This window comes from Prodigiosinella confusarubida (genome assembly GCF_002847015.1).
Classification (GTDB): domain Bacteria; phylum Pseudomonadota; class Gammaproteobacteria; order Enterobacterales; family Enterobacteriaceae; genus Prodigiosinella; species Prodigiosinella aquatilis.
Window position 1 is genome coordinate 258,017 of the sequence record NZ_CP025085.1, and the last position, 12,133, is coordinate 270,149.

Annotated in this window: 13 protein-coding genes; 1 reads left to right on the forward strand and 12 read right to left on the reverse strand. The window is 47.2% G+C overall.

Annotation, left to right across the window (positions count from 1 at the left end):
- Window positions 1–6: 6 nt before the first annotated feature.
- Window positions 7–1,482 (forward strand): amidase family protein, encoded by a 1,476-nt coding sequence (locus CWC46_RS01185; protein ID WP_021013992.1) that lies wholly within the window; start codon window positions 7–9, stop codon window positions 1,480–1,482.
- Between the two features lie 127 nt (window positions 1,483–1,609).
- Here the strand turns inward: CWC46_RS01185 and CWC46_RS01190 are convergent, their stop codons facing one another.
- The 12 genes from CWC46_RS01190 to CWC46_RS01250 form a co-directional block, all read right to left on the reverse strand.
- A complete protein-coding gene (locus CWC46_RS01190) occupies window positions 1,610–1,993 on the reverse strand; it encodes a response regulator (RefSeq protein ID WP_021013991.1) in 384 nt (127 codons plus the stop codon).
- A 1-nt stretch (window position 1,994) separates the two neighbouring features.
- Entirely contained in the window at window positions 1,995–3,455 is a 1,461-nt protein-coding gene (locus CWC46_RS01195; RefSeq protein WP_021013990.1) for a PAS domain-containing sensor histidine kinase, read from the reverse strand.
- Window positions 3,456–3,475: 20 nt separating this feature from the next.
- Window positions 3,476–4,144, reverse strand: a complete 669-nt coding sequence (locus CWC46_RS01200; RefSeq protein ID WP_021013989.1) for a GvpL/GvpF family gas vesicle protein — start codon at window positions 4,142–4,144, stop codon at window positions 3,476–3,478.
- Complete coding sequence (locus CWC46_RS01205; protein ID WP_021013988.1) at window positions 4,141–4,929, reverse strand: GvpL/GvpF family gas vesicle protein; 789 nt, start codon at window positions 4,927–4,929, stop codon at window positions 4,141–4,143. The genes CWC46_RS01200 and CWC46_RS01205 overlap by 4 nt, the downstream gene beginning before the upstream one ends.
- Window positions 4,926–7,088 (reverse strand): CDC48 family AAA ATPase, encoded by a 2,163-nt coding sequence (locus CWC46_RS01210; RefSeq protein WP_021013987.1) that lies wholly within the window; start codon window positions 7,086–7,088, stop codon window positions 4,926–4,928. Before CWC46_RS01210 ends, CWC46_RS01205 begins: the two co-directional genes overlap by 4 nt.
- Window positions 7,089–7,095: 7 nt before the next feature.
- Entirely contained in the window at window positions 7,096–7,578 is a 483-nt protein-coding gene (locus CWC46_RS01215) for an Hsp20/alpha crystallin family protein (protein ID WP_021013986.1), read from the reverse strand.
- A 15-nt stretch (window positions 7,579–7,593) separates the two neighbouring features.
- Window positions 7,594–9,018, reverse strand: coding sequence for a sigma-54-dependent transcriptional regulator (locus CWC46_RS01220; protein WP_021013985.1), 1,425 nt, complete (start codon window positions 9,016–9,018; stop codon window positions 7,594–7,596).
- A 930-nt stretch (window positions 9,019–9,948) separates the two neighbouring features.
- Window positions 9,949–10,527 (reverse strand): hypothetical protein, encoded by a 579-nt coding sequence (locus CWC46_RS01225; RefSeq protein WP_021013984.1) that lies wholly within the window; start codon window positions 10,525–10,527, stop codon window positions 9,949–9,951.
- 14 nt (window positions 10,528–10,541) lie between these two features.
- Complete coding sequence (locus tag CWC46_RS01230; RefSeq protein WP_021013983.1) at window positions 10,542–10,874, reverse strand: gas vesicle protein; 333 nt, start codon at window positions 10,872–10,874, stop codon at window positions 10,542–10,544.
- A gap of 339 nt (window positions 10,875–11,213) precedes the next feature.
- The gene (locus CWC46_RS01240; protein WP_021013982.1) at window positions 11,214–11,477 is read right to left on the reverse strand and encodes a tetratricopeptide repeat protein; all 264 of its coding nucleotides are present in this window, start codon (window positions 11,475–11,477) and stop codon (window positions 11,214–11,216) included.
- 88 nt (window positions 11,478–11,565) lie between these two features.
- The gene (locus tag CWC46_RS01245) at window positions 11,566–11,913 is read right to left on the reverse strand and encodes a gas vesicle protein K (protein ID WP_021013981.1); all 348 of its coding nucleotides are present in this window, start codon (window positions 11,911–11,913) and stop codon (window positions 11,566–11,568) included.
- A 4-nt stretch (window positions 11,914–11,917) separates the two neighbouring features.
- A complete protein-coding gene (locus tag CWC46_RS01250; RefSeq protein ID WP_021013980.1) occupies window positions 11,918–12,115 on the reverse strand; it encodes a gas vesicle protein in 198 nt (65 codons plus the stop codon).
- Window positions 12,116–12,133: the final 18 nt, after the last annotated feature.

Genomic DNA, 12,133 nt, shown 5'->3' on the forward strand with positions numbered 1-12,133 from the left:
ACTGTAATGATAAAGACCGTAATGAGCTGGGATGAATGGGCCGCATGTGATGCGACCGCAATGGTAGCGTTGGTGAAAAAAGGGGATGTCATGCCGGCGGAGTTGGCGCAGCAGACGGCGCAAGCTACGGCTCACGTCAATTCTCACATTAGTGCTGTTGTAGAGCTGTTCGATGATGCTATCACCGTGCCGGAAACCGGCGGCACCCGGCTTGATGGCCCGTTTCGCGGCGTGCCTTTTTTGATAAAAGATCTCGGACCCGGGGTAAAGGGACGCCTGCAAGAACAGGGCTCAAAATTTCTCAAGGGTAACAGATCGACTGAAGACGCCTTTCTTACAACAAAGATCCGCGATGCCGGGTTGAATATCATCGGGCGCACCACCGCGCCAGAATTCGGCGTCTGTGGTTCAGCGGAAAATCCTGATATTTATGTCACGCATAATCCCTGGAACCCCAACTATACGACCTTTGGTTCTTCCGCTGGCGCAGCTGCATCGGTCGCGTCGGGTATCGTTCCCCTTGCCCATGCCACCGATGGCGGTGGTTCGATTCGTATTCCTGCCGGTTCTCATGGGTTGATTGGCCTTAAAAGCACCCGAGGTGTTTTTTCTATTGCTCCGGGGCTATCTGACATTACCGGCTACGTCTCGACACAAGGCTGTATCAGCCGCACCGTCAGAGATTCGGCCCTGTTTATCGACAGTTGCCGTGGAGGGGCGCCGGGGGAATTTATGCCCTACTGGAAGAGCGACGAACCCTATACCGAAATGATTAAAAAGGATCCGGCCTCACTGCGTATCGCGGTGTCCCACCAATGGGGGCAGTATAGCGCCGATCCGCATTTTGTCAGCGAACTGGAACGTACGGTGGCATTGTTACAGGAACTGGGACATCAGGTGGAATGGGTGACGCCCGATATTGATTTCGACGCGGCGTTCCGGGCACAGACCGCCTGTTATATCAGTAACTTTGCCCAATTTATCCAGCGATTGCTGGAGAAAAAAGGACTTTCCGCACCGCCTGAGGATCTGGTTGAACCGATCAACATCAAGATCTGGCAGAAAGGAATTGATATGTCCTACAGCGAACGCTGGAAAATGCAGGATGTGTTCAATAGCACATCGCGCACGCTGGGTCGCTTCTATGAACAGTGGGATATCATTTTGACGCCGACCTTCTCAAAACCGACGCCGTTGATGGGCGAGACAAAATACCTCACACTGAGCGATAACCCCGATGTGCTTGGCTGGTTCTATGATCTGTGGGATATCTTCTCCTATACACCGCTCGCCAGCCTCACGGGTACGCCCGGCATCTCTATCCCGCTGGCCTGGCAACAGTCAGGTGTACCACTCGGAATGCATTTCCAGACCCGTCAGGCCAATGACGGCGTGTTATTGCAATTGGCGGCACAATTAGAACGTGCGTTGGGGGGATGTTTCCTCAAAAATGCACGGCCTGCTGTGCATGTGACTCAATAACGACGCTAACGATAAAACACCATTTGCACCTTAAAACGAGCACTATCGTCATAATGCCCGTTTTAAGGTGCAGCGTGTCAGTAATTCCCCCCGAAGAAGCAGAGCGTTGATTAAGCTAGCGACGCAACTACTCGCTCGGCTGTGATAGTGTCTGTAATGTTTTCAGCAGCTCTTTATTGGTAAAAGGCTTCGCCAGAAAACCGCAGATAATGCCTTCAACGATAGCATGGCGAATAACCGGATCATCGTAATAGTGATAACCGGAAACCAGCACTACACGCGGTCTTCGCTCTAGCAAGGTACTGGCTCGACGCGCCACTTCCAGACCGTCCATATCCGGTAACTTGGCATCTAAAAACACAAAGGAAAAATTGCCGGTCATCAGCTTAACGCAAGCATCTTCCCCACTGTAAGCGGTAATGACACTCATGCCTTGTGATTGAATAATATGGGAAATGGCCCAACACATGTCAGGTTCATCATCAACTATCAGAATGGGTGCGTTCATCATTTTAGAGTATAGGTAAGGTAACAATAATAGTGGAACCTTCACCCAGACAACTCTCTGCCTGTATGGAACCAAGGTGCTGTTGGATAATGCTGTAACAAATGGACAAACCCAAACCAGTACCTTGGCCTACGGGTGAAGACGTGTGGAACGGATCGAAAATTTTATCCAACTCGCCGGCGGGAATGCCTACGCCAGTATCAGAAATACGCACAATAACCCGGTCTTCAAAGGTCTCTACCGCAATACTTAACACACCGCCTTCCGGCATCGCATTAATGGCATTAAGAAAAATATTCATGAACACCTGTTGCAGTAAGCCCGACACACCTGACACCAATATATTTCCTTTTTGCAACGGCAACAGGATCTGAATTTTCTGCACTTTGGCCTGGTTGGCGATCAGGTCGATAGTTTCTTTCAGCACCGTGATCAGATTGACCTCTACCATTTCGGTATCGAGGGAAGAACGGGCAAAACGGAGTAAATTCTCAATGATGGCCGAGGCTTTTTGAATGTTAGTCTGTATTTTTCTTGAACACTCTTTATGAAATTCAGCCGTAATCTCGTCTTCCAGCAAAAATTGCGCCGCTGAAGAACAAACAGCAAGAGGATTACGAATTTCATGAGCGATACCGCCCGCCATGACGCCCAACGCGGTCAACTTCTGTGATTGACGTAATTGCAGTTCCAATTTCCGACGTTCAGCCAAATCACGACCGACAACTACGGTGCCCACCGTTTGCCCATAGTCATCCTTCATTGGTGAAAATACCCAGGAAATCAATATGCTGCCACCATTGTTAGGCGTTAATAAATGAAATTCAGTCGTATGTGATTCATTGCTGTTCTTCATACGCATGAAAATCAGACGCACCGCCTCCTTTTGGTTGGTATCGCAGAACTCAAAAAAGTATCGCCCATAGACTTCATGCGTGGGTAAACCTGACAGCTTTTCCGCCGCTGAATTCCACGTCAATATGCATCCTTCAATATCGGTCGAAAGAACAATGTCGCTGGCGTTTTCTACAACTGAAGCGAGGTGCCGTTCTACTCGATGGACTTCTTCAGACAGGCGAACCTGCTCGGTGACATCCTCCATGAACAGCATAATCTGGTTAATGGGGATGGGTAGAATAGAATAGTAATAAATCCGAATCGGTACGCCTGGCGCACGGTAGGTCATTTTCTGACCATTAACGGGTAATCCGCTACGGAATACATCCCGGATATGTGCTTCAAGACCCGTATTTTCCAAAATGACGCTCGGAAAGACGTCCGATAACGGGCGACCAATTGTATCCGGGTTGCCGCGATGACCCTTGATTAAAAAATTCTGATTGACTGAAACCACATGCAGTTTCTCATCCACCATTAACACGGAAGAAGGAATTGCATCCAATAGCATGTTGTAAAGAAGTTCAAAGTGGTTTTCTGACTGCTGTTCAAAAGGATTATCTGACATGGTAGCCTGTCGTTAACAAATTAGCTGGCGAAGTTATAGGGAGGCCAAGGCCCACTGATAACCCCTATATCCGTCATGTTGTTGGCCAGAGTATTAAATTGGTCGCGAAACGCCTGTAACCCGGTTCGTGGCACCAGATAGCTCAACAGGTAAGTCCGCTGACCATTAAACATACTGATTTCCGCGCAGTGTCGGCGATACAACCCCGTAAACGCATTATTCAGTAGTGCAGCCTGCCGTTCAGCGTGTTCAGGTACGGCATAAGCGAGTTTTCGACTCCGCAAATAGTCCAGACCACTCGCTTGCGGCGTAGTAACGGCATTATCCTCAGCCGACGCCAGGGATAACCGAATACCCATTTCGTCACAATTTTCCAGCTCAACCAATTGCGTTTGATAATGTGCCTCATGGTTGAGTAAATGCTGTGTTACCGCATCTTCATCTGCCAACACACAACCATAACGAATCGGAATAATCGTGGTCTGTTGATGAACATGCATTATCTGTTGGCCAAAAGCCAACGCTGCCGCGGGCTCGCGACTGACGTCTGCTTCACAAGGCTTGACCAGCGCCGCCAACGTTGCCGCTTTAACAAGCTGCATCGGCTCTTCACCGGCGTGCGGCGAACCGTCTGGTTCAAGCGCCAGTTGAGTATCCTCGGCAACAATGCCGTACAGTAGTAAGCTCATGATTCGTCAGGTTGGCAAAAACTGTAGGCTGCCCACGGGCCTGTCACGCGAAAACTAAAACCGTAAGCTTCATAGCGTTCAACAATGTCAGCAACCTGCTGTTGAAACGCGGCAACGTCCTCCACCGGGAGTAAATACGCCCAATGCAAAATTTTATCGTCCAACAACCGACGTGAACGGAAATCACGTACCAAAGGATGTAATTCGTTCTGCATGGCAGTCAAAGCATGTGCCAACCAGTCACTCAACTCAGTGGTTAACCTGCGGCGTAATTTCTGCTCTTCCAAATGGCGGCGGCCTATGGCTTCGGGTAGGCAAAAGCGACCGGAGTCCAGACCTTCGGTGAATAAAACGTCAACGGCCTGTTTACGATCCAGTGTCGCTTCCAGTGCCCATTCCTGACAGCCGGTTATGCGACGTAGCGACACAAATACGTCAGTAGCGCGGCTTTTCATTTCCTGTTCCAACGCGTTCTGACTGGAAAACAGCGTGCCGAAGGGCAAAGGATAGACCGGACCTTGGGCCATCAGGCTGTCAATAATCTGCGCATGCCGACAAATACGCGGCGTTAGCCAAGTGACATTCTGTACATTGTCTTCACCCTTTTCACCCGTGAAATCGGAGAGTGCCACTGGGCTAATCACCGCATTCAATCCGGCACATTGATGTGTATTAATCGGATGCTGATTATCAACGCCCAAAATTGGCGGTGCGGCTAAATCGGGCAACGTCAGGCCATACAGATAAATGGCCTGCTCAGTCTGTGCTTCTGTGTTCATCGTCATGCATCATCGCCAAACATTTCGGCAATCACTTCAGCAAAATCATGCTGTTCAATGCGTACCGTCAGCGCCACAGGGGTTTCTCCTACCGTTGACGGGCTCAGAACAGCCTCTTCAGACTGCTGGATTGCACGACGCAATGCCGCTAATGCGGCACGATTACACACCGCGGCCAATTCTGCACCGCTGGCACCATCACAACGTTCTGCCAAATCGTCAGCATGAATATTGTCACCCAGCGGTTTATTACGTAAATGCACCGCCAGAATCTGCCGACGGGCGTCCTCGTCGGGCAGGCCCAATTCGATTATTTCATCAAAACGTCCTGGTCGCAGCATCGCGGGATCGATCAAGTCCGCACGATTGGTCGCCCCCATAACGAAAACACCTTTGAGTTCTTCCAGCCCATCCATTTCAGATAAGAATTGGCTCAACACCCGTTCTGCGACATGTGAGTCGATAGCGCCCTCGTTACGGGCAGGAATCACAGAATCGACTTCATCAAGGAAAATAATGCAGGGCGCAGCCTGACGAGCTTTGAGAAACAGCTCTCGGACACCTTTTTCCGAATCACCGACATAACGCGACATCAGCGCCGGACCTTTAACTGAAATGACATTAACGCCACTTTCATTAGCAACGGCTTTGGCGATCAGCGTTTTCCCAACGCCGGGAGGCCCAGCTAACAGCAGACCTTTAGGCGGCTTAACACCCGCTTGTTCATAGAGCTCAGGGTACTTGATAGGCCACTCGACGGATTCGATCAATCGACGGCGTACGTCATCCAAACCGCCGACATCTTCCCAACGCACATCGGGAATATCGACGAACAGCTCACGAATCGCTGACGGTGATACTTCACACAAGGCGGCACGAAAATCATCCATCATCACCGTTAATTCGGCCAGACGATCATAAGGTAGCTCCGCCGAACTGAAATCGATCTCAGGCAGTAAACGGCGTAACGCACTCATCGCGGCTTCACGGCATAACGCTTCCAGATCGGCACCGACAAAACCGTGAGTGATATCGGCAAGCACGTTCAGATCGACATCAGCATTCAGCGGCATTCCCGTGCTATGAATTTCGATAATCTCGCGGCGACCTTCACGGTCTGGAATAGGAATGCTGATTTCACGGTCAAAGCGTCCCGGACGGCGCAACGCGGGATCAATCGCATTAGGTAGATTGGTCGCGGCAATGACAATGACTTTGCCTCGATTCTTGAGACCATCCATTAATGCGAGCAGTTGCGCAACGATACGTTTTTCTACATCACCGACGACCTTGTCGCGGTGTGGTGCAATAGAGTCAATTTCATCCAGAAAAATGATACTTGGCCCTTTGCGTCCGGCTTCCTCAAAAATTTTGCGTAAGTGGGCTTCACTTTCACCATAAAACTTATGCACAATTTCCGGGCCGCTGATGGTAAAAAATTGCGCATCGGTTTCTTGCGCAATAATGCGGGCGATGAGGGTTTTACCACATCCCGGGGGACCAGAGAGCAGTACACCTTTGGGGGCATCTATACCTAAACGTTCAAAGACCTCAGGATAGCGTAATGGTAATTCGATCATTTCTCGAATACGCCGCACCTGGTTTTTAAGGCCGCCAACATCCTCATACGACAAACGTTGTGTGCTATGACTCGAATTCCCGACAGCATTTGATTTGCCAATCACCAGTGTCGTGGTCGGATCAATCAGTACCGCACCATCAGGTATGGTGCTTTCGACTTTAAAATCAGCAGAACGACTGCCAAACAGGTGCGCGCGCAGCAGATCGCCTTTCTGTACGGGCAACCCATCGAGCAGGCTACCGATATAATCCAGGTCACGTTGGTTGGGCGTAATCGTGGTGGGAATGAGGACGATCTGTGTGGCGTGTTTGCAGGAAGCGGGTTCAATCTGCACTTTTTCATCTAAACTCAGGCTGGTATTACGCCGCGTCAAACCATCCAGTTGTACGATGCCTTTATTCCGCATATCGGGATAAGTCGGCATCAATTTAGCAATCCCGGTGCCTTTTTTACTGGTTAACTGCACTATGTCACCGACAGCCAGATTTAACCTGGCCATATCGGCCGGATCTAAGCGAGCATAACCGCGCCCAGCATCCTTTGGCAGAGCCTCGGCGACCTTGAGCTTGAGTTCTTCAGACATGACTGCCTCATTTTCCTAATTTGACTTCCAAAATGCCATTACGGCAAGACCGTTCCATCGCCTTGTCATCGAATGAGCACGGCAACACGATTTCTTTATGATATTTTTTACTGCCTCTTTCCGAGTGTAACGTCAGAATGTCGCCATTCAATTCGACTTGCACATCTTCATCAGCGACCCCCGGCATTTCTGCCAGTACCAGCACATGATCACTTTCTTCGATAACATCAACCAACGGTTCAGACACTTCCTGCACTGTAGCTTCCCCGGTTTGCTCATCCCGGCGTATGTTGCCAAAAGGTTCTACCCGATTTTCCTGGTTTCCATCCAAACCCATCTTGATGGAGAAACCATACACGGCTTTGGCATTCTTACCGTCGTTCGTGTCAATATCGAACGCACCGCTACGCTTTATCTGTTCGCCGGTTTCAACCAATTTTTCCACCAGATCGCCCAAACCGCGCAAAATTCCTTCAACATTCCCTGTCACATCATTTTTTTTTTACTACTCATGATTGTTTACCTCGGCTGCATTGATCTTTTTGAGTTTAGAGTGCAGCGTTTTATAGTCAATATTCAAACGCCGCGCTGCTTCTGCCTTGTTATTGCCTGTTTTCTCTAATGTGTCTTGAATGATAATTCGCTCTATTTGATCAATATTGAGTTGAGTGATCTCTTTAAGAGACGAACCTTCCAGACAGAAATTCTGTATCGTTCTCAGATACGGATTTTTCGTTGATTGCGGAAAGTGATCTTCTTTGATGACCAGGCCTAAATCATCAACCCCTACTCTTTTGTCGGATACCAAAACAGCACGGCGGATGACAGCGCGTAACTCTCGCACGTTACCCGGCCATGGATAACGTAACAGTGTTTCTTTAGCCGCAACGGACAAATCAGGCGGTGTTTTGTTCAATTCGACGCTGGTTTCGGCGATAAACCGATTGGACAAAAACAGAATATCCTCGTGCCGATTGCGTAACGGCGGAATCCGAATGACATACTCATTCAATCGATAATAGAGATCCTCGCGAAATTTCCCTTTAACTACCGCGTCCAGTAGATCATCATTGCTGGCAGCCAGGACTCGCACATTGACAGGAATGGGTTTAGTCGCGCCAATACGATAGACAACGTGCTCTTGTAGCACACGCAGTAGCTTGGCCTGTGCGGATAAAGACATGTTGGCGATTTCATCCAGGAATAACGTACCGCCGTCAGCCGCTTCAAACTTACCCGCATGAACCTGATCAGCCCCGGTGTACGAGCCTTTTTCATGACCAAATAGTTCATTTTCGATCAACGAGTCGGGTATGGAGCCACAATCAATGGGAACAAAAACCCCTGTGGCATGCTGACTGGCTAAATGGATGTTTTTCGCAACCAATTCTTTGCCAGTTCCCGTTTCACCCTGAATAACGACAGAAAAATCCGTATGAGCCACGTTAACGACATCTCTGATCACCGACTGAATCTCGCGGCTATTCCCCATCATGGCAGCGATACGCGTTTTAGTATCCTTGCTGGCTTTGCAGTTTGAATCGTAGTTACCCCAACGCATTTGCATTGCACGATTCACCAGATCTAATACTCGTTTGTTATCAAACGGCTTGGGAATGTAATCCCATGCACCAGCTTTGATAGCACCAACCGCGCTAAGAATGCCGACATTGCCAGTAATAATGATAACGGGGAGTTGCGGATACAGAGCATGGGCATTGGCTAACACCTCCATGCCACTGTGTTTAGGGAGAATACTATCAAGTAACAGTACATCCGGTTCACGCTGAGACAACAACTTTATTGCCATGTCGCCATCGTAACCTTGCTGAGTTTCACAACCAGCCTTTTCCAGCAAGTGTGATAGCAGGTCACAAATATCTTTGTCGTCATCAATTATTAAAACATAGCCAGGATCAATACTTTTCATCGACTACATCCAATTGGTTATTTCATTTTTAATAATAGTTAAAAGATACGGGGAAGAAGAGGATAAATCTCCCTTCTATCACGTATATATTTGACGCAAAAAAAGAATTATTAACACTCTAGTTATTTTTTTAACACAACCGCCTAATCATCGCCTAGACGGTGCCTAATTTTAATGAATAGCATCCTTAATACTTATAGTACAAATTTAAGATAACACAATTTTCTTTTCGATTTTGTGACAATAATTTAGGCAAGTATTTCTATTTATTAACGAATATTTTAACTACCCGGTCAAATAAGCGAGAGACTTTATTCTGGACATGATAAACATCATCCCATCATCTGTCTACTGATGGCTATCAGCCATATCAAGGGCGACACTCCCTTTTTAGCCGATTAGGTCACATTTTTAGTATCAAAAGATCATAGGGCTATCGATAAAACTGGTAATAACTAAGAGACATACATCACATAAATAGCTAATAAACCACCGCCAAAAAACGTTTGCCTATGTCACATCTGGCATCAATTCCACTAGAAGCACCATATATTATCTAACAAAATAATGAATATTGATTTCGATTTCTTTACACAAAAATGAAGGCTGAAACAGACAAACAGGAAGGGTAGTATTAACAAAATCATCCCGTGATGGAAATTCCGACCACGGGTTCCATAATATTTATTTATCACCGTATACGCACTATATTGCTGCTATGCCGATACTTTTACAAACAAACATAGTTGGTTATTATTACGTTTTTCATCAGTCAAAAAAACGCATAAAAATATAAAAAAAGCAACAAAGTCCCATTATTATGTAGTCTATTAAAATGACATATAAATTATATTTATACTACCTCTAATATTCTCGGTGAATAAATCCACTTCTAATGCCAACGATAATGCAGAACAAGGAATGTAGTCACTAAATACTTTCCCCTCCTGGGGGTTTACCTAACGGTTGAATAAAAACAATATCTGCGGGCAGCTTCGCTTCAATATTGTGCATAAGCCCCAGGAAAAGTATCGCCATCTCGCCATCTTGCAGCGTTTCATCAATGCGCTGGGCAATATAATCATCCCGCCGGTTCAATAATGTTTTTGCTGTTTCCAAGGACGCTTCGGTTTGCTCCGTAGATTGTAACAACTGCGTCATCAGATCGCGCTCTTGCAACAATAGTTCAGGGGACTCTGTTCCCATCAGAATTGCGCCTTTATGTTGCAACGTAAGCAAGAGCTTGTAATTCTGGCTACCAGCGTTAGCAACATCGGTCACTATTTCATTTTCTTTTCCACAAACCGGCAGACCATCCTGATAAAGTTTCAGATGTGTATAGTCCAGATCTAAACCCTCAATCGTAGTGGTAATCATTGTCCAGAACCCCTCGACGGCAGCAAGATACGCACGCGTTTGAGTTTCGGTTCGCAAATGACTTGCCGCTTCGCTCAATGTCCCTAAATCTTTAGGGCTATGAATAATGGGAAAATGAATCAGCGCTCGCATAAAAAAGATAATCCTTATAAATGAGTTTCTTCTATGACGGACGGTGCCGCTTCCAAACGAGCCTCTAGCCGCTGCAGACGTTCTTCCAACTCTGGAGCAGGCGCTGATGATGACACTCTGGCTCTGGAATCAAACGCCGGATTGCCACTCCACCAATCCAGCCCCATTTCTACCGCTTTATCTACGGAACAGATAAGCAGGCGAATTTCCAGTGTCAGCAATTCGACTTCAACCAGTCTGATGCGAATGTCACCGCTGATGACAACCCCTTTGTCCAGTAATCGCTCTAACAAATCCGCTACGGTGGTCGAATCGGTTGAATGGGTTAGTTTTTTGTTGCCGCTCATGGTGCAAATCCTTATAGGGTAAACAACCTAAAGACCTCAAATCCTCATCCCCTTCTCTCTAAAATCAAAAGCATATATACCCAATAAATTTCAACACACAGGAAGGCGACAATCGAGTAAATCCCCAAGGCTTACTCCAGTAAGTGACTGGGGTTAGCGTGGGCAGACAACGCACCTGCAACTTGAAAGATGATCTATACCGTACTGATGCTCTTAATTCTTGGATCCAGGGTATCCTGAACATGGATCTCACTGCGTAGAAAACACTGCTGGCGATATCGCTTGCGACTTAATATAGGATTCAAACCTGATAAATAGGCCACGTTAATATCCTGAAACTTATATGGATGTCGGTGTTATTTCCCCAACGCGTTCAAGGATATCAAGTGACAGCCGGAACAAACCATCTCGTTCATAACGTTGTGAAATGGTCAACAGCGCCGTTTGCGCGGTTTTACTCTCCTTGCTGTCAGGATATTGCTCGATTATTTTCAGATAGATATCCACTGCTTGTCGCAGTTCATCTTGTTCAAACCATGCATTACCCATACGCAGTAGAAGACCACGCGTAGCCGCATTTATGTCATTGGTAGTATTAACCATGGTACACACCCTCTGCCGAAAACAGACTGATAACATTTATATGGGAACTAAAAAATAATCGTATGTTGTTGTTCATCATACAATTTCCTTACAGCAATCGGCCTAGCGGGCCTAAATCCAAGTTCAAATCATCATCCTTGAAGCCAAAAACGTCGCACAAATGTGTCAACTCCTCGGCTTGGCGCATTAGCGCCAAACCCAAACGCTCGACTTCTTCATCACTAAGCGAACCCGAATCCATCCGCCTTATGGCTTGACGCTCCAGTAGTTCGTGCAGCAGTTTGACCAGGGTCAGGACGAGTTGCGCCAAACCATCACGGACGCGTTCTCCATCGATGTCTATTTTATGTCGATTAGCTTCAGTAATTGGCCGTTGTATTGCTGGCGATGTCGGGCCGAACACAGGACTATGGTGCGATAACTGATTGGTTGTCATAGTGTTACTCCCTACCGGGTAAACGGTTTTTCGCTTCTACAGAAGAAACCAAAGCCTGTAGGCTTAAATAAATCAAATCAATATTAGCGACTGAAATGGTGATATCAGCGACAATCACCACACCTTTGTTCAGAACGCGGTCCAAGGCCTCACACAGAGAGACCTGTTGCTGTTCATCCTGATACTGTTTGTTCACTGGCATAATGTGTACGCTCACAGT

Bases quoted from the DNA above. Each gene is read 5' to 3' on its own strand.
- CWC46_RS01225 (WP_021013984.1), bottom strand. From the start codon at position 10,527: ATGCGAGCGCTGATTCATTTTCCCATTATTCATAGCCCTAAAGATTTA.
- CWC46_RS01245 (WP_021013981.1), bottom strand. From the start codon at position 11,913: ATGACAACCAATCAGTTATCGCACCATAGTCCTGTGTTCGGCCCGACA.
- CWC46_RS01190 (WP_021013991.1), bottom strand. From the start codon at position 1,993: ATGATGAACGCACCCATTCTGATAGTTGATGATGAACCTGACATGTGT.
- CWC46_RS01230 (WP_021013983.1), bottom strand. From the start codon at position 10,874: ATGAGCGGCAACAAAAAACTAACCCATTCAACCGATTCGACCACCGTA.
- CWC46_RS01220 (WP_021013985.1), bottom strand. From the start codon at position 9,018: ATGAAAAGTATTGATCCTGGCTATGTTTTAATAATTGATGACGACAAA.
- CWC46_RS01210 (WP_021013987.1), bottom strand. From the start codon at position 7,088: ATGTCTGAAGAACTCAAGCTCAAGGTCGCCGAGGCTCTGCCAAAGGAT.
- CWC46_RS01195 (WP_021013990.1), bottom strand. From the start codon at position 3,455: ATGTCAGATAATCCTTTTGAACAGCAGTCAGAAAACCACTTTGAACTT.
- CWC46_RS01205 (WP_021013988.1), bottom strand. From the start codon at position 4,929: ATGACGATGAACACAGAAGCACAGACTGAGCAGGCCATTTATCTGTAT.
- CWC46_RS01200 (WP_021013989.1), bottom strand. From the start codon at position 4,144: ATGAGCTTACTACTGTACGGCATTGTTGCCGAGGATACTCAACTGGCG.
- CWC46_RS01240 (WP_021013982.1), bottom strand. From the start codon at position 11,477: ATGGTTAATACTACCAATGACATAAATGCGGCTACGCGTGGTCTTCTA.
- CWC46_RS01250 (WP_021013980.1), bottom strand. From the start codon at position 12,115: ATGCCAGTGAACAAACAGTATCAGGATGAACAGCAACAGGTCTCTCTG.
- CWC46_RS01185 (WP_021013992.1), top strand. From the start codon at position 7: ATGATAAAGACCGTAATGAGCTGGGATGAATGGGCCGCATGTGATGCG.